At 39.1% G+C, this 22,120-nt stretch carries 21 protein-coding genes; 7 read left to right on the top strand and 14 right to left on the bottom strand.

Annotated elements, in window-relative coordinates; translation table 11 throughout:
* Window positions 1-18 precede the first annotated feature (18 nt).
* The 3 genes from AC0YN6_RS08715 to AC0YN6_RS08705 form a co-directional block, all read right to left on the bottom strand.
* On the bottom strand, window positions 19-459 hold the full coding sequence (locus tag AC0YN6_RS08715) for a hypothetical protein (RefSeq protein WP_475746371.1): 441 nt from the start codon (window positions 457-459) through the stop codon (window positions 19-21).
* A 74-nt stretch (window positions 460-533) separates the two neighbouring features.
* Window positions 534-1,079, bottom strand: a complete 546-nt coding sequence (locus AC0YN6_RS08710) for a hypothetical protein (RefSeq protein ID WP_475746370.1) — start codon at window positions 1,077-1,079, stop codon at window positions 534-536.
* Window positions 1,080-1,135: 56 nt separating this feature from the next.
* On the bottom strand, window positions 1,136-2,035 hold the full coding sequence (locus AC0YN6_RS08705) for a hypothetical protein (RefSeq protein ID WP_475746369.1): 900 nt from the start codon (window positions 2,033-2,035) through the stop codon (window positions 1,136-1,138).
* Window positions 2,036-2,289: 254 nt separating this feature from the next.
* Here AC0YN6_RS08705 and AC0YN6_RS08700 point away from each other — a divergent pair, with 254 nt between their 5' ends.
* On the top strand, window positions 2,290-3,321 hold the full coding sequence (locus AC0YN6_RS08700) for a hypothetical protein (RefSeq protein ID WP_475746368.1): 1,032 nt from the start codon (window positions 2,290-2,292) through the stop codon (window positions 3,319-3,321).
* A 71-nt stretch (window positions 3,322-3,392) separates the two neighbouring features.
* Here the strand turns inward: AC0YN6_RS08700 and AC0YN6_RS08695 are convergent, their stop codons facing one another.
* Both AC0YN6_RS08695 and AC0YN6_RS08690 read right to left on the bottom strand, forming a co-directional pair.
* Window positions 3,393-4,328, bottom strand: coding sequence for a copper amine oxidase N-terminal domain-containing protein (locus AC0YN6_RS08695; protein WP_475746367.1), 936 nt, complete (start codon window positions 4,326-4,328; stop codon window positions 3,393-3,395).
* A gap of 88 nt (window positions 4,329-4,416) precedes the next feature.
* On the bottom strand, window positions 4,417-4,680 hold the full coding sequence (locus AC0YN6_RS08690) for a hypothetical protein (protein ID WP_475746366.1): 264 nt from the start codon (window positions 4,678-4,680) through the stop codon (window positions 4,417-4,419).
* A gap of 333 nt (window positions 4,681-5,013) precedes the next feature.
* On the opposite strand from AC0YN6_RS08690, the gene AC0YN6_RS08685 reads away from it, so the two are divergent.
* Together AC0YN6_RS08685 and AC0YN6_RS08680 are read left to right on the top strand one after the other, a co-directional pair.
* Window positions 5,014-5,376, top strand: a complete 363-nt coding sequence (locus tag AC0YN6_RS08685; RefSeq protein ID WP_475746364.1) for a hypothetical protein — start codon at window positions 5,014-5,016, stop codon at window positions 5,374-5,376.
* Window positions 5,377-5,630: 254 nt separating this feature from the next.
* Complete coding sequence (locus AC0YN6_RS08680; protein ID WP_475746363.1) at window positions 5,631-6,008, top strand: hypothetical protein; 378 nt, start codon at window positions 5,631-5,633, stop codon at window positions 6,006-6,008.
* Window positions 6,009-6,062: 54 nt separating this feature from the next.
* Here AC0YN6_RS08680 and AC0YN6_RS08675 read toward each other — a convergent pair whose 3' ends face one another.
* Window positions 6,063-6,752 carry a hypothetical protein gene (locus tag AC0YN6_RS08675; RefSeq protein ID WP_475746362.1) on the bottom strand — a complete coding sequence of 230 codons (690 nt, stop codon included), beginning with the start codon at window positions 6,750-6,752 and terminating at the stop codon, window positions 6,063-6,065.
* 218 nt (window positions 6,753-6,970) lie between these two features.
* Here AC0YN6_RS08675 and AC0YN6_RS08670 point away from each other — a divergent pair, with 218 nt between their 5' ends.
* The 4 genes from AC0YN6_RS08670 to AC0YN6_RS08655 all read left to right on the top strand — a co-directional run bounded on the left by AC0YN6_RS08670 (window position 6,971) and on the right by AC0YN6_RS08655 (window position 9,428).
* Window positions 6,971-7,237: a hypothetical protein gene (locus AC0YN6_RS08670; protein WP_475746361.1), complete on the top strand. Its 267-nt coding sequence runs from the start codon at window positions 6,971-6,973 to the stop codon at window positions 7,235-7,237.
* A 99-nt stretch (window positions 7,238-7,336) separates the two neighbouring features.
* Window positions 7,337-7,750 (top strand): hypothetical protein, encoded by a 414-nt coding sequence (locus AC0YN6_RS08665; RefSeq protein WP_475746360.1) that lies wholly within the window; start codon window positions 7,337-7,339, stop codon window positions 7,748-7,750.
* A 128-nt stretch (window positions 7,751-7,878) separates the two neighbouring features.
* On the top strand, window positions 7,879-8,808 hold the full coding sequence (locus AC0YN6_RS08660) for a DNA/RNA non-specific endonuclease (protein ID WP_475746359.1): 930 nt from the start codon (window positions 7,879-7,881) through the stop codon (window positions 8,806-8,808).
* A gap of 128 nt (window positions 8,809-8,936) precedes the next feature.
* Window positions 8,937-9,428: a YhjD family protein gene (locus tag AC0YN6_RS08655; RefSeq protein ID WP_475746358.1), complete on the top strand. Its 492-nt coding sequence runs from the start codon at window positions 8,937-8,939 to the stop codon at window positions 9,426-9,428.
* A gap of 41 nt (window positions 9,429-9,469) precedes the next feature.
* On the opposite strand, the gene AC0YN6_RS08650 is transcribed toward AC0YN6_RS08655, so the two are convergent.
* The 8 genes from AC0YN6_RS08650 to AC0YN6_RS08615 all read right to left on the bottom strand — a co-directional run bounded on the left by AC0YN6_RS08650 (window position 9,470) and on the right by AC0YN6_RS08615 (window position 22,088).
* Window positions 9,470-10,309, bottom strand: coding sequence for an ATP-dependent DNA ligase (locus AC0YN6_RS08650; RefSeq protein ID WP_475746357.1), 840 nt, complete (start codon window positions 10,307-10,309; stop codon window positions 9,470-9,472).
* A 149-nt stretch (window positions 10,310-10,458) separates the two neighbouring features.
* Window positions 10,459-12,339, bottom strand: a complete 1,881-nt coding sequence (locus AC0YN6_RS08645) for a TnsD family Tn7-like transposition protein (RefSeq protein WP_475746356.1) — start codon at window positions 12,337-12,339, stop codon at window positions 10,459-10,461.
* Between the two features lie 105 nt (window positions 12,340-12,444).
* Window positions 12,445-14,361 carry a TnsD family transposase gene (locus AC0YN6_RS08640; RefSeq protein ID WP_475746355.1) on the bottom strand — a complete coding sequence of 639 codons (1,917 nt, stop codon included), beginning with the start codon at window positions 14,359-14,361 and terminating at the stop codon, window positions 12,445-12,447.
* A 289-nt stretch (window positions 14,362-14,650) separates the two neighbouring features.
* Window positions 14,651-16,252: an ATP-binding protein gene (locus tag AC0YN6_RS08635; protein ID WP_475746354.1), complete on the bottom strand. Its 1,602-nt coding sequence runs from the start codon at window positions 16,250-16,252 to the stop codon at window positions 14,651-14,653.
* 15 nt (window positions 16,253-16,267) lie between these two features.
* Window positions 16,268-18,496, bottom strand: coding sequence for a hypothetical protein (locus AC0YN6_RS08630; RefSeq protein ID WP_475746353.1), 2,229 nt, complete (start codon window positions 18,494-18,496; stop codon window positions 16,268-16,270).
* 1 nt (window position 18,497) lies between these two features.
* The gene (locus AC0YN6_RS08625; RefSeq protein WP_475746352.1) at window positions 18,498-19,322 is read right to left on the bottom strand and encodes a TnsA endonuclease C-terminal domain-containing protein; all 825 of its coding nucleotides are present in this window, start codon (window positions 19,320-19,322) and stop codon (window positions 18,498-18,500) included.
* 518 nt (window positions 19,323-19,840) lie between these two features.
* The gene (locus AC0YN6_RS08620; protein ID WP_475746844.1) at window positions 19,841-20,932 is read right to left on the bottom strand and encodes a CpaF family protein; all 1,092 of its coding nucleotides are present in this window, start codon (window positions 20,930-20,932) and stop codon (window positions 19,841-19,843) included.
* The gene (locus AC0YN6_RS08615; RefSeq protein ID WP_475746351.1) at window positions 20,922-22,088 is read right to left on the bottom strand and encodes a P-loop NTPase family protein; all 1,167 of its coding nucleotides are present in this window, start codon (window positions 22,086-22,088) and stop codon (window positions 20,922-20,924) included. The genes AC0YN6_RS08620 and AC0YN6_RS08615 overlap by 11 nt, the downstream gene beginning before the upstream one ends.
* Window positions 22,089-22,120 lie beyond the last annotated feature (32 nt).

Below are 22,120 nucleotides of genomic sequence, written 5' to 3'. Positions count from 1 at the left end.
AAAATAGAACCTCCTTAGTTAAAGCCAATTAGTGATTTGATACTTGGTTAAACGCCATACATACGTCAACTTACTTAAATTTCGTTCTTTTACTTCGACTGTTTCATTTTTGGTATTTCCATATTGGTAAAGCGCCCCTGGTGAAGTAACCGCTATATCAAACGTATCGCCAGCTTTCACGAAACGATATTTTGCTATGTCGATTTGAATCTGTCTAATGGTGTCAGTATTCGAAACAAAAAGCTTTCTTTCCTTCCATTGAACGATCGCACGTTCATCTGATAGAACCTCCACTACTTTCGCTGTATTTTTTTTCGTCACACTAACTGCAAAAGTATTATTAAATGTGTTTGTAAAAGTCGGAATGGCTATCCAAATAACAACACAAAAGGATAGTATCAAACCGATTAAACCATTAAAAATCCTGAATCCTGAATTGCTCCTATATGAGTAACCCATGTAATCTCACCTCCTTTCCAGCTTCATTTGTTTTTCCTGTTTCATTTTATCAGATGAATCAGACTATAAAAAAATTAGATTATTGATTTATATATAAATTGTTTCCCACCTGTTGGAGATGTCTGCTCTTCTCTTCCTACCATACCAAGTGTAACTAATGTTTTTAAACGATTGTTGCAGCTCGTTACTGCAATGTTTAACGCCGCAGCGAGAGTTGGCGTATCTGCTTGTCCAATCTCGATTACTTTTGATAGCGTTTGTTGCAACGTATCGCTATATTTTCCAATCATTCTCCATTTGCCATCTTCCTCAACAATTAAACCGCACAATTCTGCTTTATGTAATGCAGCATCTACATTCTCTTCAACAAATTGACTCAAACCGTACAGCAAAACATGATTCCCTTTTAACTCTCCAGCTAATCGTAAGATGAGAATAGATACAATCTCACTTGCACATGAAAAATCAATACGGTTTACACCTGAAAAATTCAATAACAAAGCCCTCTTGGACTGTTTCGAAAAATCTTCTAGGATCCTGTCGCGCACCGATCTACCCAGTTCTCTTCCCCATAAGCTATCTCCATATATTTCTGCAATATTAACTTCAAAGCGTTCCATGATGCATTCTCCTTCATCTGTTTCCGTGAAGCTGTACCATTACTATACCGAACTGCCTAATTGCTTGTCAAGTGCTTGCCTTGAAGAAAGAAGCCAATATTTGTTCCATTAATAGAAAAAGGAATCTGCGTTTCAAATTTTGTATGTTTACTTTGGTCAAAATCCATTCCGAATAAACCCGAGTTCGACTGAATGTAAAGAGAAGCCCCTCTTCTTTGTGCTCCATGATATAACCTGGAAAGACCGTTTCCACGAGTTATATCATCTTTATGTCGCGATATTCCCTTCGTAATCACCTCTCTTATTGCCCTTTCATCTGACATAAAACCAATGTCCTGGACTTTTGCTTGAATTAAACTTTGACGGATACCGATTCCGGAATCGCCTATAGCCCACGATAGAAATGAATCACCATTGCTACTTGTATATGCTTGGATACAGACTACTCCAAATTGTTTTGTTTTACTATGCTGACACACATTCTGTATCATTTCAGAAACAAATGTTGTTAAGCTATTTTTTTCATATTCAGAATATCCGTTTTTGCTCATCCAGTTTTCGAATTCATCATTTATATTCTTAATGTCTGCTTCAGATTGAAAAAACCTTAGAACGCCCATGTTCTCATTTTTTTTCAGGAAATTCATGATGCTCTTCTTAGGTCGTTGTACCTCAATAAAGTGATCATTCAATGTATTAAATCCTGCCCGTTCCATATACGAGCCTGCATTCTCCTCTGGCAGAACTATTATCGAATGAGCATCATATATGTTATAAAAATGTCTACATATACTAAGAAGAGTTACCATTCCAAACGGATCAATAAACTTAGTACGACTTAAATCCAATTTAATATTTTTAGCTTGTACGAGATTGTTTTGTTTTTCCACAAGCAATTGACATACTTTTGAGAATAACCGTAGTGTACACTTATCAGGAAATAAAATATCAACCATTAGTCTCACCTTTCTCGAACCAATCTAGTTCGACAAAACTATCTATCTCCTGATTTTGCACATATTTTGGCAATAACGCAATAGAAAACTTACAATTTGCCCCTATTTAAATTAGGTAGTTAAAATGGTCACTATTGACTAGACAAAAATTACAACATGAAATATATTCTATTTATGATTATTTTTGTTTTTATCCACTAAAAGAAATACATGTAACAAGCATAACAATTCCAATATAAAAGGCGTGATATTTTTTGGATCTAGATTTTTTTAAACCTCAGATTCCTGATCATCGACTTCATCCAAATTTTCTCCAAATTATGAATGATCAAGATTTAATAAAGGTAATCCAAAAATGGTCTAAAGGTTTTGTTGATCGTGATAACAAAATCGTGAAGCAGTTTCAAGAAACATTTAATTCATCGTTTTGGGAAATTTATCTATATGCTTGTTTAGACAAAATGAATTTTAAGTTTGACTTTACTAAAGAAACGCCGGACTTTATAGTAACTAAAAACAAACGTGATTACATAATTGAAGCTGTCACTACCCGAAATGCCCAATCGCAAACCCCGGAACATGAACGAATTAATATACTTGAGGAAGTTATGCAAAAGATTAAATTTCAATCTGATGCAGAGAAATTACACGATGAAATTATTTCTATGGCTACTGAAAGAATAAGTCAAAGCATACGCGAGAAATATGATAATAAGTACCTCACTAAATATCAACAATTGGATTATGTAAAAGATAAACCTTTTATTCTTGCAATAGGTGCATTTGAACAACCATTGTTTTATGAACAAAAATCAGCTGCAATTTCTAGAGTTCTTTATGGACTGCAAAGTGCGAAATACGTAAATAATGAACCAGAAATAAAATATGGTTCAAAAACAACTAAGCATAATGGGTCATTAATTGACATTGGTTTGTTTAATGACAAAAAATATGAAATGTTAAGCGCAGTGATCTTCAATCCAATTGCAACAATCGGAAAAGTAAGAGCTTATCAAAATAAAAAAAATAAGCATACTTTTTTTGAAACAGTAAGGTTTAATAAATATGCTATGAATACTATCCATGAAACAACTCCACATAAAAAATATCACGAATCATTGCTAGATGGCATGTATATACTTTTGAACCCCCATGCGAAAAACCCAATAAATATAGAAGACTTTGATGAACCGGATATTTCCGTTCTTTTCGATAAGGAGGATCATAAAACAAAACATCGGTTTTTATACATTAGACGAACTTATAATATTGAATATGAAGAATAATAAAGTAGCCACCAGTATAGGTGGCTACTTTATTATTCTTTTGGTTGCTTACGTTATTTCGGTTTACCTCATTAATCAAGAGAATACTTCTCATTCAATAACTCAAGAGGTATTATATTACCCTGTTTGTCAGTGAAGATTTTACTATATTTAATAGGGATTTGATTTATATATCCAACATAATCGAGCTTTTCCCTAGTATCCACTGAAAAATAATCAATAAGTTGCTGATTGGAATCGAAAAACTGAATATAAATTCCGTCATCAATTTTCATGGAATATGATCTACCATTCTCCAAAACTAATTGAACTGACTTGTCGTTTTCTAAGTACGAAGCTGTCATTTTATATTTATTTGTTGATGGTGTTTTCAGGTGGAATGTATTATCATCATCCCATTTTAGGCTGCGCAGAATATCGTCATAAAAAGTCACATCCGAATTAACAATTGGCTTCTCCCAGAATTGATAAACTTGTTTAGGTTCTTTCCCATCCAATCCTAGGTATAAAATACTATAGAATGAATTCCATATGAGCTTTGTATTAAAACCTATCTTTAGTATATTGCTTGGGACCATGACCGTACCATTTATCATCCTTACCGGATTGTTAAGCTCTTTTCTTGTACCATTTACAAGGATGTATTTAGAGTCTACCGTTGCTGTTATTATTAATTTATCGTTCTTCTTATATGTAATTACCTTTTTTGTTGGATCCCAATTCATTGACGTACCTACGATTTTATTTACCATTTTCGAGTGAAGATAAATTGAACCGTTATAACTTACAGGATCTACCTCTGACAGTATGAAGTAGCCATCTTGCATCACCTTAATTCTGCTCTCCGTAGACACATTTTTTATATTTGATTTTATTACTGGATTTTTAAAATAATGATTACTTGGGTTTGTATTCATCACGTTTATACCCCACTGCCAGACTTTTCCGGCAGAATCAACGGAGTATGCCGAATCCTGATCTGTATAAATAGCTTTAATATTCTTCAATGTACTGATTTTTCTCGGTGTTGGAATTTCTGGATTATCGATGTCAACATGACCTCCATATCGACGCCCTAATTCCCAAACTGTTCCGTCACTCTCCGTCTCTCTTTACTGCTAGTGTTTCTCCATTTTTACAGACTGCCAAGGACTTCACATTCGAAATGGACGCTTTTTTATTATCGCCTATATCAGAAAGAAGCCCATCACCGAATGCATAGGCAAATCCCCAGCTTACAACATTACCACTTGTTGTTACTGCCGAGACATGCCTTCCGATGCTTATTTGCGCATAAGTAAATTGAGGGATAGAAAATAAAAGGATTATGGTTATTATTGTAGCAACTGATTTTTTCACCAAGCAGTTCTCCTTTGCGCTTAATTAATAAAATAGAAATATTAGCCATTTCATATTACTATAATCCTCTACTAAATTCGACATAATTCTTATTCCCAAGTAATTTCATATTACTAACTAAGAATAAACAGTAAGCCAAAGCTTGGAGTTGTCCATGATGTAGGCTCTGAATTTAATGGAATAGAACAAGCTTTATGGCTGAAATGTTCGTATTAATTTTATTTCCCCTTCAGAATATGCGTTTTTCTTGCCCTATCTAGCGATTGACGATGTAGTGCCGCGCCTATTACGATATAGTCAGCCCGGGTGAATGATGAGATAAAGGTGATAGTAATGAAAGATACAGTTTCCATACCGAAAGATACTTTTCTGCGGATAAAACGCTCAATTGAACATTATTGCACGAATAGCTGCCCATTGTTCATGGGTGCATGCTTACATTTCGAGTGCCCTTTATTCGCAATTGAGCATCAATTGATGGACCATGAAGATGACGGACCAGTTGAGGATGAACCACTATGCTGGTATTTAATCCATTTTACATCGTGTGATGAAATAGCACTCATTAGAACGATAAACGATAAGGCGGAACAGATCGCTGATAATTACGGAGAGCCATACGATTTACACGTTTTCGGAACACTTGAACTTGCCTATGAAGAATTGAAGAAACTTTCGAACAAGGAGAGGAGGTGATCGATTAGCAGACTCCTCATCCCATATATAGCTAGCCAGCCCCCCGACGTATCGGGGGGCTGTTAAATGTTAATGAATAGGATCATTTCGTATGTGGCAAACTTAGTTTGCCAAAATAATCCTGAGGAGTTCGAATGAATGAGAATACGCTTGGTATGGGCTTGAAAGCGGTAAGTACGGCTAAAATGAAACGGATAATCATTAAAGTCGCAAACTCAATGTCGTAGCGGAGCCGTGACATATGGAGGAGAGCAATGAGTAAGATATCGAAGGCGCCAGCAGCGGATAACTTAAATAAGTTGATGAGACGTAGGTTTAAAGAGGGAGAATCGTTAGATGCGGTAATCCCCTCTTTTATGGAGAACCTGATGGTGTTCAAGTCCGAAGGAACATCGAAGGCTGAACTTGACAGCCAGCTGCTTTCATTTAAGAATTGGATCCTCAGCATTGGCGGAAGTTATGAGCGTTTCCATCGTTTTCATGTTCGAATCGTGCTGCGAGAGGATACGATTGATATCAAGATCAACTTGTTTAATGACGAGTATTTTGTGCTCGTAAATGGCAAAATCGAAAAAGCGTTGAAGCTATTTCCGTCAGTTCAAGCATGGCTGGAGATCAGGTTTAGCATTTGACAACAGCTTGCAACAAAGAAAGAACTGCCGCGCAATTGGGCAGTTCTTTCTTTGTTAATCCAAATACTTCGTAAACGTGCTATCGCTTTGTCCGGGAAGTTTATCCTTATTTCCTCGCATCATGCACATACTGGCTTCGCCAGCAAAATAAAATGTGTACTTACCTGCCGGATGGCGATAGCCTCCGCGGTGTAGCCAGGCATGAGCAAGAGAACCCATCATAGTAGCATTACCAATTCCAGTGTTGCTAATTTCAGTCGCATTAATTGTGACGGTTAATAAGTTGGTTTCTGGATAGGAGGCATTAACCCCTCTAATATTAAAACTGCCTGATTTCTGGTACATAATATAGGCTTTGCCGGCTCGACCGAAACCGTTCGCCGCAATCTGTGTCGTAAGGCTATCCATCTGTACAGATGCTGCTGCTCTGCCGTTTGCAAGTTTTCCTTCAAACCAAACGGGGGATAAATTAAATTTAGCATATTTGTTAACACATTTTTGATAGTTAGAAATTCCAATTTCATCTACCTGTTGATAATGCTCCCGCCAAAAGCCTAATACGCCAGCAATCAAAGTACGAATACGATTAATTGGTGCTGTCGTAAACCTTGTATCCACATAAAAAATCATTTTTTCTGGCATTGCTTCGGACACAGGAGCCTCTGGAACCGTCATCATTAATTTCTTATACGTTACTGATACATGCGCTTTTGGCACGCCTTGGCGGCGCCTCTTCTCTTTCAAAAAAGATCATCTCCTTTCCACATACTAATTCCACATACTAAGATATGCTGGAGCGAATATAAAAGGAGATTCGATTCACGCGTATAGGTGGATATTTTCGTATCGCCATTTATTCTTTAACATAGTAAAATAAAGGAAATAATCCGGAGACAAGCGTTTAAACTCGGTACTAAAAAACATATAAGTGGGGTTAAGGTATGCAGGGGAAAAAGAAAAGATTGAACTCACGTCACTTAGGCTTTCGCAAGTTGATGACAAACCTACACATTCATACGGCTGTTATCGAAAAAACGTCTGTGCTCGTCTTTCAAGATTTCGAGCTCATTGGGAGTGGCGCTATCGACGCTTTCAAAGAAATAACGGTAGATAACGGAGATCGTGAAGAGATCGTCTTTATCGTCGGTGAGCGATATATTAAGCGCAACTGTATGCTCGTGTATGCGAAGCGGGAAGCGTTTTGGAAGGATCCGATACCGTTAAGCTAACTGGCAGATTAATGGAAAAAAACTTTTTGTAGTTTCAGTAAATTATTAGTGATAAATTAAAGATAACGAAAAGTAATGGATATAATAGGAGGCTACTCAATGAGCGAAATCAATGCGATTGAAAATGCTATTACAAAGTTCAAAGGCACCCAATACGATACAACAAAATTGACTGATGAAGAACTTGAAATTTTACAAAAATTTGCCCCTGCTTTATTAGTATCTACCAAATTCATTCAAGAAGGTAGCAAAGTACAGAAAAGAGTATTTAGCACTATCGATAAAGCAATGGATATTTTTGCAGACCAAATAAAGAATCCAAATTCAACTCCAGAAGAAAGAGAAATGTTGAATTATCGAATCGAACGAATGGTTGATCGAGCTTTAAAAAAAGATACGGAGTTCAAACAGTGGATGTTGGTGAGTGGTAGTCTCATAGTTGGAGGATTAGTAGGTGGAGGATTCTGGGCAGCAAAGAAAATCAACTCACACAGAGAATCTCACTTCAACTAACAGGGAAACGTTAGCTGAATAAGATCCTGTGCAGCTGGTCATACGATCGGCTGCTTTTTTTACAAGATAAGATAAATTTAAAGTCGTCGTTTTTAGAATGAACAGTATGAAATTATAGGAGTCCTAAAATGAAAAAGAAAATGAACTATTTAATTTTAATTTTAACGATCATTTTTATGGTTGGTTGTACCAATTTAGAAGATACATCCAGTACAGATGTAGAAACAGATTCACAAGAAGTAACCACAGATACAACAAATAAAAATAGTGAAAAAAGAGAAGCTGTCAAAGCGGTTGTTGATGAACCAGTAGGAGAGGAAACATCAACACAACCAAATAACGAATTGTTTTTAGGATACAAGCTTATCGAGGTTGATGGTGGTGATTTGTCTGGGCATCGTGAACCTAATGTTGTTGTTGACATTGGTTACGGAGACCGTGAATATTGGGCATTTACCAATGAATATGGGCAATTAGTGCGCGTCATTGCCGATAAACTTATTTTGCAAGACGACCAAAACGAACCGGTATTATCATCTGGCAGGTATTACCCCGACGAAGCAAAGGTTCCTGGTGTTGAAAGTGATGTTTTAGATGAAGGGCATGTAATTGCTGATTCTCTCGGAGGGGTATCGAATGCCTATAATATTACCCCGCAAGATAGCACGCTTAACCGGCATGGTGACCAAGCGTATATGGAAGATACGATACGCAAAGCAGGCGGAGCAACGAATTTTGAAGCGATTATCACCTATCCGAATACAAAGACCCAAATTCCTTCAAGTTATCAATACACCTATACATTAAAGGGGAATGTGATCGTTGATAAATTTGACAACGTGAATCCTGATGAAGTAAATGAATCACTTGGATTATCAGGCAGTGATTCTTCTGATTCAACCAGTTCAGAGGATCTTTCTAGTGTCGATACAAACGGAAATGGAAAGGTAACGATTAAAGAAGCGAAGGCAGCCGGTTATAGTATGCCAATAATGAGTGACCACTGGCTGTACAAATATATGGATGATCGTGATGGTGACGGAATGGTAGGTGAATAAGTTAAAACAGGGAGCAGGACGCCGTCGCGTTGCTCCCTATTTTATTGAAGTAACGGATAGGATAAGAACAAATCCTTTGACTAAAGAACGTATGTTCTCATACAATAACCATGAGGTGATTTGTGGTTATGAGCGTGAACAGTAAGAAACTTCATGGCAATGGTCGATGGGAATCATCGCGTATGATGCTTCCAGAACACCGCGAGCAGTATATCGAGCTCATGCAGAGGGATCGCATAAAAGCAGCTGGGCTAAAGCCTGAAACGCCTCCGGCGTCACGTGAGGAGCTGCAGATGATGCATGACTTTGTTTTGCTTCCGATGGCTTACACGATAGCCGAGAAAAATCGCAGACAGGTCGAAGAGAAGGCACGGTTACTTCGCGACCTATTCACCAAGGCGACCGATATTGTTCTTGGTCGCATGCAAGCCGATTTAGAGGAAATAAAACAACAACTGAAGCGGGCGAATATCACCGTTATCGCTGGCGAACGCATCGATGGAGTAGCGTCATACTCGTACAGATGCCGTAGTCACAACGGCGCCTTTGCCATTACACGGGAGTACGCGAAAGATCACATCGGCAAGATGATTGGTCAATATATAAAAGGATTATTCTAAAAACAAATAAAGCTGCGCTCAAGGGAGCACAGCTTTATTTGTTAGAGGACAAATTCTACAAAACTAGGACTTCGCATGAGCCCTTTTCTTGTCCAGCACTGAAACTTCACTCGGCACGAAAGCTTTGGGTCGAGATAGATCCAATCCTTATCCTCGCCTGTCACCAGTTGCTCGTATACGCCAGAGAACGCTTTTCGCGCTTGCGGCGGAACAAACTCGGTTAGCCCAACATACTTTTGATCTTTCATAAGACTCCAACCGAAATCGCCTTTACGAATTGCAGCAATGGACACCGTCTCGTACAAATAGTTCTTTATTTTTAACCAATCTTGGGAGCGGAAGTCGATCCGATATTTGCTCTCGCGTCTTTTGGATACGATGCCTTCCAAACCCATGGCTTTGACTTGTGAAAATAGATTTTCCCCATCCTCATAACTTGGAACAACAGAAATGACATTGCTTGGAACGACTACATTGTCTAGCTGCTCAAGTCTTTTGTAAAGCGGCTTATCCATCACAGATTCGCCATTCATATAAAGAAGATCAAATGCTGCAAAATGAACAGGTGTAGCACTTTTCTTCTGACCGCTACGAGCCATAAAACGCTCCATAACAAATTCAAAGCATGGCTTGCCTGATTCATCAAAAGCGATCATTTCTCCGTCTAAAACAACGCTTGTGGCATTTATTTCGACATCTAACAGCTCGGGATATTGTTTCGTGCAATCCGTCCCATGTCGGGTATAAATCTTGAACCCATCTTCGGATAAGTGCAATAAAGCGCGATGACCATCAAACTTCATTTGATGAATATAATTGCCGTTTGGGACATCCTCGCTTCTTTTATGAAGGAGCATTGGTTTAATTGGTTCTAAGAGCATAGCAATCACCAACAATAACGTAACATATCCAATCTCGATGCACATTAGGGGAATAATGGGCAAAATCTAACTGCAAGCAATTTGACACGATAATTGGTCATCATTTTCACAAAAAAAACCTGGTCATAATGACACAGCTACTTCCCGTGTCATTTTTTTTGCTCATATTTTTGAATCTCTTCCTGTATAATGCTCATCAGCTCTTTAACTGATTTAATTGGAATTGCAGCAGCTTCTCTCAACTGGTACCAAGAGAGACGTTGACCATTTTCATAAGATTGTTTTGCTGCCCATCTAATCCTACGAATCTGATATTCTTTGACTGACTCCACTACCTCATTTAATTTCTTAAATGAAAGAGGCAGACGATTTAAGTTTGAACGGAAGTCTTGACCGATTGTTTTAACTAAGCTGAGTTTTGTAACACGAATGGGATAACTTTCTTTATCTTGGATTCGTTTTGCAGCTGTTTGGATTTTTTCCACTAGCTCTCGGTCCACTTCATCCCAAGCTATCAATGATGATTTACGCCCCTTTTTTTCCGGGGCATTATTTCTTAGCCATTCACGATCATGCCGATATAACCAAACATAGCCGGTTCCAGCACGTTTAGCAAGAAAGTGTATACCTTCATTACTATAATTTTTTCGTGCTTCCATCCACTTTGCTCGGTTTTCCCTACGTAGTTCTTCAAATCGACTGTTATCTCGAGTATGATGCGGGATTACAGCTATACCAGCAACTTTTCGTTGATAATATTTACTGGCAGCCTTCGCTGTTATCCCTAATCTCAGTCCAATTTGCGCATACGTTAGTTTATCCTTTTGTTTAAACTCGATAAGCTTTTGTTCCCATACAGTTCCATATTGCCGAACTGTATCCAAGCGATACCTATCCGAATCAGAAATATCCGCGCCGCTTCTCGTATAAACAAAACCACAGTTGCAAGTAAATACACCTAAAAAGTCACCTGTAATCGTGTGTCGTTGAATATCACATTGAGTTACAACGGGCTGATGGTAATGGTTAGCCGCTGGATTTAAGCATATCCAAGGAGATTCACTGAATGGTTTAGCATCAGTGACAACTGTTTTACAAAAATCTTCTGGCGATATATCTAAAAAAGCCATCATTAATAAATGTCGAAGAGGTTGAACATAGTTAACAGCGGACGGTCTAAACAAACTATAGAGCCATGGGGGTTGCTTTTCGCTACATTTCATCTCAGTTAGATAGTCTATACCAAAAAAGGCTTCTACATCGTCAGCTAACTTCTTAATTTTTATTCTATTGCTTAACATGACATAACCCTTTTGTTTCAGATAATGCATATACCTTAATCGTAATTCATCACGTGTAAGAAACGGAACCCCATCTTGTAGATATTCATAACTAGCCTTTGAAATAAAAATATCATTATCCGTGACTTGATTGATATCATAAGGTTCAATTAAATATTGAGTGTTACTCAAAATTCTCTCCAAATCATATATATCGTGGCGAAATCCAATTTCTCTCATTGATGGTACTGAATGCACTGGACTAGATATTAATCTTTTTTGGTGTATTACACATACCTTTACACCAGGTAATTGATGCGCACGATGCCAATATGCTTCATGGTAATGTTGTCGATCGGCTTCTACGCATTTTAAGCAAAATTGCAAATACTGAGGAGGTCTTATCAAGCTTTGCGTAATGCCTGAAGAAATAATTGTTTTCCAGCCCTCTGTCCCCTTCATTCCTTCCATAATGATTTCAGCACGTTCCTCAGGTAAAAAATACCGATAATAAGGAAATACGGTATGTTTATCTATCAGCTCTTGTGGAGTAATTTGAGAGGATACATTCATTCTTTCACAAAGACTATTGAGATGACTCGGAAGAATAATCGAACTCGGTATAGTTCGTTTGCCGAACAAGTCCTCAGCCGTCTTCGTCAATGAATCATTTCCCGATCGGATATGATATCTGGCGTAAATACTATAGAGAAGCTCATCTGGATACGGCGTCGGGAAAAAATTAGGCATACTTTTAAAACTCCTTTCTACCTAGTATATGCAGGTCGAAAGGAGTATATCTAACTTACAAAGATAAACAACAAGAGCCGACAATTAGGCTATTCTTGTTGTTACTCACGCATTTTTAAAGATGCTATACTGCGTAATTAGTTTATCAATTTCTTCTTCTACAGAAATTGAGCGTTCTTTTCCCAAAACAGCTTGGCTCAATAAAGTTGTCCTGGTCACTTCGTTTCCACTTTTATCAAGCGTACTAGCAGCCCATCTTAAACGACGTTTTTGGAAAGTGTCCCTGTCTTCAACAACGGAGTCCAAAAAGGCTTTTGTCAGAGGAAGTTTATCAATTTGACTAGCCAAGACCCCGATTATACCTAGAATATTACCTAATCGGTTTTTGGTTATCCTTTGCGGCTTTTCATTCAAAGCCAAGATTCCATCTACCGCCGTTTGGATCATGGATAAGAATTCTAAATCTCTTTTCTTCCAATCAACTCTGTCGCCCATATATGTTACCTGACTTTGATTGGTAGTGGAGTTTTCTTCAAACCATTCCGCATCATGCCGTTTCAACCAAGTATAATCCTTGCTTGCCAACTCACGTAGTTCTTTCATGGTGGCATTAGGACTTGTTTGTTTGGCTTTTAACCAACGGTTACGGTAACCATCTCGTACACGCTCGTTAAATACGAATCTTGATTTATCTTCCTGCAAGGGCTTTATATTTGTTTTCTTTAAACCCTTATGGAATTTTAAACTGTTTAAGAGTATGTACTTTTTTATTGTTGTACTGGATGTATTAAGCTGCTGTGCCAAATCATTTAGCGTATAGCAACGTTTATCTACAAGTTCCTTTAATTTGCTATTCCACACATGTCCGAACTCCTTAACTTTGCTGATGTCGTACCTATCACTTTCGTTTCTTTCAAAGCCTATCCGACAATAAACAAATCCACATTCACATGCGAATGTGCCTACAGGCTCTTTCGATTTTTGATCGATGCTGATAATCATATCCTGAATTACTTCTTTTCTATAATGATCAGCTGCAACGTTTAAGCATAACCACGGACCTTTGCCAAATGGTGCGTATTCTTGCTCTTGCAAGAAATCTGTATATGGAGCTTTAATTAAAAAACGTGTAAATACTAATTGATGAAGAGGATGTACAGAGCGATTATCATCCATTCGTAGGAGCTTGTTCATCCAATTATTACTTTGGCTTTCACTCAATTGACACTGGACAAGTTTTAAAAAATCCTCTCCGTAATAATCAACAAACTCGGAACGTACTTTGTCTTGTCTCACCCTGTCTTTAGCGGCTAGTCCTTTTGATTTCAAACGAGCCTTTATTTGTTCATTTATCCAGGATTGTTCTTTTACCAATCCCCAATTTTCAATCAGCCACTTTATATCTCTGGCAAGATCAGTACATTGGTTCATCATTCTATCCGAGTATATATTCTCGTCCAGCTCCAACGGGCAGTTATGAAGATTTGCTTCAACTAGATTCCGGTTGATACTTACAATTGGAATATTGCTATTTTGTAAAGGTATTTTGTGATGTGGGCATACGATTACCCCAGGAATTTGATGCAGCCTTCTCCAATACATTTCATTATATTGTGCTAACTGCTCCTCAGCACAGTTTGGACAATATCGTAAATAATAGTGATTGCTAATGGTGGACGCTACAATACCTGTAAATGCATGGATACCATGACCATCAGAATCCATCATAGCCGCATATATTCGTGCAGCTCTATCTTCGTTTAAAAAGGCTGCATAAAACGGATACAACGTATGGTTAACAATAATCTCACTCGCATCTAACTTAGTAGGTCCTGGCAAGTTTTCTATAAAAGTCACAATCCCACACGGAAGATCAAATGATATGGATGCTTTTTTCTTATTAAAGAGATCCTCAAATGTTGCGCTGGTACTATCATTACCTGAACGGGCATGATACCTTGCAACAACACTATAAAATAACTCATCGGGATAAATTGTAGGTAAGAACGTAGCTGCCGCCATCTCAAACACCTCTTTAAAAAGTATTTATTTCAAGTCTGTTCATATTTTCCAACAATGAAACCAAACTTAAATAACATATTTTTAAGGAGCTAAAAAGTTTATGAAAATAGATAGGATCAAAAATTTTGTAATATAGCGGGCAAATTTTGCATAGTGAGTAATCATTTTAGAACAAGATTTTGCGGGGATAAAAACGGAGACGATTTAAAACAACAGATAATGCTAGCTTACTGGAAAATAATAAAAATAATGCTTCAATACAACCTATATATGTAAACTAGCGAGCCATTTAGCTCGTCAGTTCGTCCAGTTCGTCAATAAGTCGGTCACTGAACAGACCTTTTCCTTCTAATTCTGAAACATCTATTTCTTTTGCCTTTCTTTTTGTAGCTGCCGGTTTATGTTCTATTTCTTCATCCAGCAACCTCAGCGCCTCTCGAGCAGCCATATTAACATCAAGCGGTTTGTTGTACTCTTTAATACTTTTAATTGCAATTAATGCAATTTTCTCAGCCTTTTTCGCGCTGATACTATCATCGAATACAAGTAATTTATTGATTACTTGGTTAATATGAGGCAACGATTCCTCTTCCGCCAACTTTTCGTTAGCTTCCTTGATGATTTTTGCTCGATTACTGCCTCGTTTAGGCGAGTTACTTTTGATTAATTCTTCGATATCAAGCGGGAGAATATCGCCATACTTCATTAAAAGTTCCTCGTTACCGGTGCGAAGCGCCTCTATTACTTCTTGTAGTGGCTTGAAATTTTTGTTTGCCACTTGTGAAATCAACTTTGGCGTAAGAATCTCTTGGTTCGTTGATATGGCATGGATTTGGCTGATGGCGAACAACTTCACCACTAAATCCAATATCCCTTGGGTTTCATCGTATATGAGCTCCCTCATTTCATCAGTCAGTTCTGTCGTTTTCTTTGTCCACTGATAGTTCCAAAGCCCATCAAGGAACATATTATAGTCGTTCCACTCTTCCTCATTGTCTCGCCGGAGCCGTCCCCAAGGCGACGACCCCATTCCAGTTCCTCGCTTCAAGATCTTGAACTGTCCTCCAATAACTTTTGCAGCTTCGTAATTGCCTACAAAAATGATTGGAACGCCTAGTCGATTGACCATATTTACGAAAAACCTAAGCATTTTTTGTCCGCCATCCCTCGATCCTGAGAGATTCTGTATTTCATCAACAATCAAAACTCCGATGCTATGATTATTAACTATCTGAATCATTTGCGTCATCATTTTTTCTGTTGATGAACTACTTTTTCCGAACTTGTCAAGGTACGACGACCTCTCACCTAAAATTTTGTCAACCCTCTCAAAAAAGCTCATACATAATCCCTTTAACGATGCGCCATCATGTGGACAGTCTAATTTTAAAAATGGGATTTGGTACATGACCAAATGCTTCTCTTTATACTTACTGTGCTCAATAACGCTTGGATAGAGATTAATCACCTTTTCGAGTGATTTTGATTTACCGGCACCAGAAATGCCTAAAATCGTAAATCCAAGAGAAGGATTCATGTGTTCTTCCGTTAGCTCATATTTTCCCGTCTTCAGCTGATCAAATGCATCACGTGATCGCTTAACATGCTCCAGACCAAGTGGGCTTCTAGTGCAATAGGCTTGGCGCATTATTAGCGAAATATCTCTCTCCAAATCAATATTTTTCTGAAACGGAAGGAAATATTTAAAAACACGTGGGATACAATGCATACGGTGAACTGCTTCCAATTCTTTTTCGCGTTCATCGAATGCGGGGTAAGTGAGTAAGCTGGTTATAACCTTTTCCTCATCCAATATTTCCGGAAGAGCCTCAATTAATGGATTCCCCTGATATTCTGTGACCAACTGATCTGTGTATTCTGCTGTTACCAATACAATCATCCCTTTCTATTTAAATACTTCAGCTTTGCGCTGTTTTTGGAGCAAGGCAAGTTTTTCAGCAAAGGTTTTATGCTTTGAAGAAGCTTCGCCTGTGTCTACAACTCCCGCTTGTGGCTCAGATTCAACCACTACTTCTTTCAATTTTGGAACAGATATTTCATCCGCATGTGTAGATCCTACGTTTTCCTGCTCAGCAGGCAATTCGAAAAACTCTTCATCCCGCAATTCTTGCTTCTCAATCGCTCTTCTTTCCGGGAGATTTTTGATTTTTCCAGCTTTACTCTCCACCTTCTTCCCTCTGGCTTTTTTAGCGCTTTGTTTCACTAGCTCTTCATCTTCGTGAAGTACAACAATTTGCTTTTCCAATGCTTCTTCTTTCCCAATGCTTTTTCTTCGACTTTCAAATTCGTTCAAATAGATTACCTCCGCGATATCCAAGTCTTTAAACCTCGACTCAGTGTCTTTGAGATAACATTTTTCGTAACTTTTTCCCCCTGCGGAACGAATGTAGATGTGATTCATGTTACTGGTAAAATCAAACGAAACATCTACTTTCCAACGCCCTTTCATTGCGGCTTTTGCATCCCACCTTTCTCTTATTGCGGTTTCACAAGTATATTTCATCCCCCTAAACTCAATTCCTGACTCTGTTACACTTCCTTTCCCTGCACGCATTAGGTTCAACCTTACGGTATCTTCTTTGTGCCACCGCATAATACCCTGGTATTTACGGATTCCCCAGTTCCATATCTCGTATGGTTTTGAATTGATGTCCTCTTCGATCATTGCACGAGTTCTCTTGTAACTTTGCAGTACAGTGGTATTGTGTAAAACCACTGACCTCAAAATCTTTTGACGAAACTCGTGAATGTCTAACATTGCATCAAATCGATAATCTTGCCCTGTTCTTTCCTTTAAATCGAGAATAACTCGTCCAGGAGTGAACGGTAGTGTTGACCCCTGTATGGTTCTAAAGTACCGCTCCACAATGCCCTTCAAATCACCCCTACCGGGAGGAGCCACAGTTATAGTAGTATTGAAGGCAGTAATATAATTGTTAATCAATGTGCTCTTAAGCTCTGCATTATCGCAGACAATTTTCTCTGGAATATGGCTGCAATTCCACATTTCAGCTGAGATTTCTATGCCAAACTCTTTACAGAAAGCTACTTTATCTGTAGAGGCATTTGCTAATGCCATTTTTGCGCCATCCCAGGATGGACCCTCTAATCCTATATAAACGCCGGCAACTAAGCGAGAAAACACATCAATTGCAACATATATTACAGGTCTACCAATGATCCAACTTCGATTACTGCGACTAACTAAATAGATATCTGCGATTGTTGCATCAACTTGATACACCTGTCCTGGAGATGTAACTCCTTTCATTGAGTTACTATTTAAAGGACGTTTCAATAAATCATATGCTTTATCTCCACGTCTGGATTTATAGTCCTCAATCTCATCTTTACCTTCAGTCTCATACCAATAAGTGAACTGCTTTACTGAAGGTTTTTCCTTTTTGACACTCGGCAGTTTATCATCTTGTCTCTCGGTAAAGAATTCTTTGATCATTCGGATATAGGTAGCTGATAAACTAGGCTCATCCTTGCTCCTATACCATTCATCAATTGCAAAACGGAAATACTTCTTTATTGTTGGCGATATAAAAATCCCATCGCCCAATACATCGGGATGTTTACGTTTTCGTCCCCTCTTCTTTCCGTTTTGTGGCTGTGTTCTTGAAGCGCCAGCTTTTCCGCAATTTGAGTAATCGTATAGAAAAGCGTCTTTTGTCATACCCCTTTGCCAAAATAATCGCAGATAGTTTCTTACCGTTCTTTTATTACTATCAAGCTCGACAGTTATTTGGTTAATAATTTTACTCCTTTCTTTTTCATCAAGAAGCAGGCAATGTGACTCGTATCGCGAAAATGGCTCAAATACTTTCCATAAACGATCTCGACGATCTTTGCTTTTTTGGTCTAATGTATCTTCATCGACCAACATAACGAATGGATCGTCGTCTAATCGCTCGATAAGATCTGCTTCCGCCAGATTTATAAAAGCGTCCAGTCTCAATTGAAAAGGAAAACCTGATTTTTTATCATCGATATTGAAGAAATACATAACCCTTTCTTCATTATCAATGTGAATCAACCTCGCAATTATCTCCTTGTCCTCTTGAGTGATCTGATAAATACCTCGTAATTGCGGGATAACCTCAGTCATCTTAAACCTCCTCGTAAAATGAGATTTCCTTGATAAGGCATGATTCGCATATACTCCCATCCATACTCGCTCGTACTATTTTACGAGCTAATAAATGGCGGAATAGATACAATGCCGTCCCTAGTGGCAAATTTTCACGAAAATCAAGCTTAGTGCAAACATCGCTGACCTCATGACCTTTAGGCGACGTTTTCAGCGCATGTATCAGAACCGGTATCACTTGCTTCAATTCTCCAATGCTGAGCTCTTCACTGGATTGTAGGGTATAGGCGGTTCGAAACCAAAGGTAATTTGAAATCAGTCTCATGTTCATTTGTGCTTCTGTCACAACAGCAAAATCGATCTTTCGTCGGGACCAATATGTGTGCTCTAAAAGCATCATTTTTAGTGCACTCCGATCACTTTTCTTGCTTTGTGGAATAATGGACCTCGCGATATTTTTATACCGCCCATTTTCAAACGTTGTAATCATGAAATCAGTTGTAAGAATCTTGGGCGTTCCTGTCTTCAGGTCTATCGGATACTTCAAGTTAATGCTTTCTGCGATTTCAATCGTCTCGACCCTATCAAAGAGTGGATATCGCTCACGAATATCAACCACCTTATCGTTCCATTCAAGTAATAAATAATAATGGTACTCAATGTTTGATACCAAGTGATGGATCCGATTAGTTTTCAAACCGGGCACTTTATTTTGGAATCCGGATGAATAACCCGATTCAACAGTAAACCACGGCTTGTATTTTCGCCCATATCCCTGACCGTAGCCTTCCTTAATATGGCGCTTGATCTTTTTCTCGCTCCAATACATTCTTGGACTAGTCAAAATTCCACCTCCAGTTTTTTCAATTACTTATACTAAAGAGTAAATTCCATACGAACAAAAAAAGGTCGAGTACATAGTTCCCCCCTCTAATGGAGTTCTATGTACTCGACCTTTTAAATAAGTTAGCTAAATATTGATGGCAATACCATTAATATTACCATTTTAGCCCATTTTAAACACTTTGATGAAAGTTTTTTTGGCTAATTCTATCTTCCCTCAGAAAAATGGGTGAATCGCTACTGTTATCGATGGAATATCGGTAATTTTGAATCGTAAAGCTTTAGCACCCTAGAATAGAACACACATCCGGTATTTGTCCGCTATTAATCAAACCCTGCCCACATCCTTACTTGTTCTTGCATGCTATTTTCTTTTCACTCCAATACAGACTCGGACTCGATAAAAAAGTCACCTACAGAAAAATTCCTGTTGATGACTTTAGAACACTTTCTCCCACCTAAACCTTAAAGGATCAACTTTATTTTGAAGAGACCTACTTTATTTATTTGGGACCTACATTAATTACTTAGGATCAACTCTTTTGTCATTATACAAATCTCTGTTACTTTGCGAGACCGATCACGAAACCTCGATAAATGAATGACGATATCGATCGCAGAAGAAATTTGCTGACGAATAACCTGAATAGGCAGTTCAGCAGCGCTTAGCACCATCGTCTCAAGTCGAGCCATCATATCCTTTGCACCATTGCTGTGGCCAGTAGACATGCTTCCGGCATGACCGGTATTAAGTGCTTGCAGCATATCCAAAGCCTCACCGCCACGCACCTCACCGACAATAATACGGTTAGGTCTCATCCGAAGCGATGCCCTTATGAGATCACGAATCGTAATCTCGCCTTTCCCCTCCGTATTCGCATTTCGTGTCTCCATCGCTACCAAATTTGGAATCGCACGAATTTGCAGCTCTGCGGAGTCCTCAATCGTAACTATTCGCTCGTCCTCCTTAATAAATTGCGACAATGCATTTAAAAAGGTGGTTTTACCCGTTCCCGTTCCTCCGCTTATAAACATGTTGTACTGCGCCCCGACCATCTCTTTCAGAAATGATGCCGCTTCTGCCGAGAGCGAGTTGATAGACACGAGCTCCTCCATCGTTAGCGGCTGGTCAGGAAACTTTCGAATCGTCATGCATGGTCCTTTCAATGCTACTGGCGGCAGTACGACATGTACTCTAGAGCCATCCTTAAGACGCGCATCAACGATTGGCGAAGACTCATTGACGACGCGGTTCACACTAGCGACGACGGTCTGAATCAGGTCCTCTAACCGTTCTCTGCTCTCAAATGAAACCGGCAGCAAGGTCATTCTTCCTCTCCGCTCAACAAATATTTCTGCATGATGATTAATCATAATTTCGCTAATTGAAGCATCCTCCATCAGCGGCTGCAAAATATCAAGCCCTCGAAAGGAATGAAACAGCCTGCGTACAAGTTTCACCTTCTCGGTTGCAGTGAGGGGATGAGTGTCGCACCATTCGAATACAATCTCTTCAGCAATTCTCATCAGACTGTCATCTGATAGAGAACCGCTAAAATCAATTTTTGCGCGTACCTTGTTGCGAAGTTCTAACACCGTCTCATCGCTCAGCAACCTGTCCTCCTCCTTCCTTGTAAAGCTGTTTGAATAATTGTTCGACTGCTGCCCTAAATAAGGGTGATGACAACAGCGGTACATGACTTGCTCCCCGCCATTCTGGAATTTCTGGAAGTGCCACCTTGGCGTATGCCATGCCTTCTACATCGTTGCTAATGGCATGTGCGGGCAGAGCAACATAATTTTTTACCCCGATGAATTTATTGGACAATAAACTAAATCTATGGCTCCACTTCTGCTCTCCATAACGAAGAGCCATTTTTTGTTTATTTCGTACAGAAGCATCCTCGTTCACTACCCAAAGCACCTGATCTGACTGTTCAAAAATAGCAAGCTGCAGCTCATCCAGTCCGGAATCCATATCAACGACAATCAGATCATACTGTCCGCTGCGAGCAATAGTATCCACTAAGCCGACCGCATCTTCCTCACTGAGCGTCACTCGATCCTCCAAGTTTGTACAAGCAGCTAAGTAATCCCCCTTAAGCTGCGCATCACGTTTCCGGTGCTCCAAGAGCCATTCCACCGACTGCCCTGGCTGAGCCTTGAGTCCATACAACAGCTCAGATAATCCTTCTTCCTTTGCTTCCCCCGTCTTCACACCGCTTGCATATTGCTGCGAGCCAAGCCATGATTCCGAGGTGTTCCACCTTTCAAGGTTTAAATAAAAGGTGCGGCATTGATGCATACTTGCTGCATGTACTAAATGCAGCGACAAGGCTGTTTTTCCTATTCCGCCTGAAGCTGAATAAACGGAAATAACCTTTACCCCAGACGGCCTTTCAGCGTTTCTAAGTGGCAGAGCAGCGTGTACTGTCGCTTTAATGTAAATGTCCGATAGGCTCTGCAGCAGCTGAGGAATGGGCTGGTATTGATGAAGCTCGTACATCTCATTGCTTTCTCCTAGTTGCAATACAAGTGCAATGACAGGAATATTCGGAAGCTCAGCTTTCATCTCGGCAAGCAGATCGGGCTGTGCGGCCAATAAGTCGATTTTGTAGCCTTGCTTCACATAGCGCTTCCAAGCATCTGCATGCGTGAAGGCAATGATCTGCCATTGCTCTCCAAGCTTGCTATCGTGAATATAGTCAGCAAATCGCTTCAAATATTCCGGCTCCTTCACCGCTATAGCCAGTTGATATTTGTTCAACGGGGTCACCATCCCTTCCGCTATGAAAACAC

This window comes from Paenibacillus sp. J22P15, from assembly GCF_056269345.1.
Note: the sequence above shows the minus strand (reverse complement) of the source record. Positions and strands in the feature narration are given on the sequence as shown.

What these genes read in the sequence shown, in the direction of transcription:
- AC0YN6_RS08715 (WP_475746371.1), bottom strand. Translation starts at nt 459, where the DNA reads ATGGGTTACTCATATAGGAGCAATTCAGGATTCAGGATTTTTAATGGT.
- AC0YN6_RS08710 (WP_475746370.1), bottom strand. Translation starts at nt 1,079, where the DNA reads ATGGAACGCTTTGAAGTTAATATTGCAGAAATATATGGAGATAGCTTA.
- AC0YN6_RS08705 (WP_475746369.1), bottom strand. Translation starts at nt 2,035, where the DNA reads ATGGTTGATATTTTATTTCCTGATAAGTGTACACTACGGTTATTCTCA.
- AC0YN6_RS08685 (WP_475746364.1), top strand. Translation starts at nt 5,014, where the DNA reads ATGAAAGATACAGTTTCCATACCGAAAGATACTTTTCTGCGGATAAAA.
- AC0YN6_RS08680 (WP_475746363.1), top strand. Translation starts at nt 5,631, where the DNA reads ATGAGTAAGATATCGAAGGCGCCAGCAGCGGATAACTTAAATAAGTTG.
- AC0YN6_RS08665 (WP_475746360.1), top strand. Translation starts at nt 7,337, where the DNA reads ATGAGCGAAATCAATGCGATTGAAAATGCTATTACAAAGTTCAAAGGC.
- AC0YN6_RS08660 (WP_475746359.1), top strand. Translation starts at nt 7,879, where the DNA reads ATGAAAAAGAAAATGAACTATTTAATTTTAATTTTAACGATCATTTTT.
- AC0YN6_RS08655 (WP_475746358.1), top strand. Translation starts at nt 8,937, where the DNA reads ATGAGCGTGAACAGTAAGAAACTTCATGGCAATGGTCGATGGGAATCA.
- AC0YN6_RS08650 (WP_475746357.1), bottom strand. Translation starts at nt 10,309, where the DNA reads ATGCTCTTAGAACCAATTAAACCAATGCTCCTTCATAAAAGAAGCGAG.
- AC0YN6_RS08645 (WP_475746356.1), bottom strand. Translation starts at nt 12,339, where the DNA reads ATGCCTAATTTTTTCCCGACGCCGTATCCAGATGAGCTTCTCTATAGT.
- AC0YN6_RS08640 (WP_475746355.1), bottom strand. Translation starts at nt 14,361, where the DNA reads ATGGCGGCAGCTACGTTCTTACCTACAATTTATCCCGATGAGTTATTT.
- AC0YN6_RS08630 (WP_475746353.1), bottom strand. Translation starts at nt 18,496, where the DNA reads ATGACTGAGGTTATCCCGCAATTACGAGGTATTTATCAGATCACTCAA.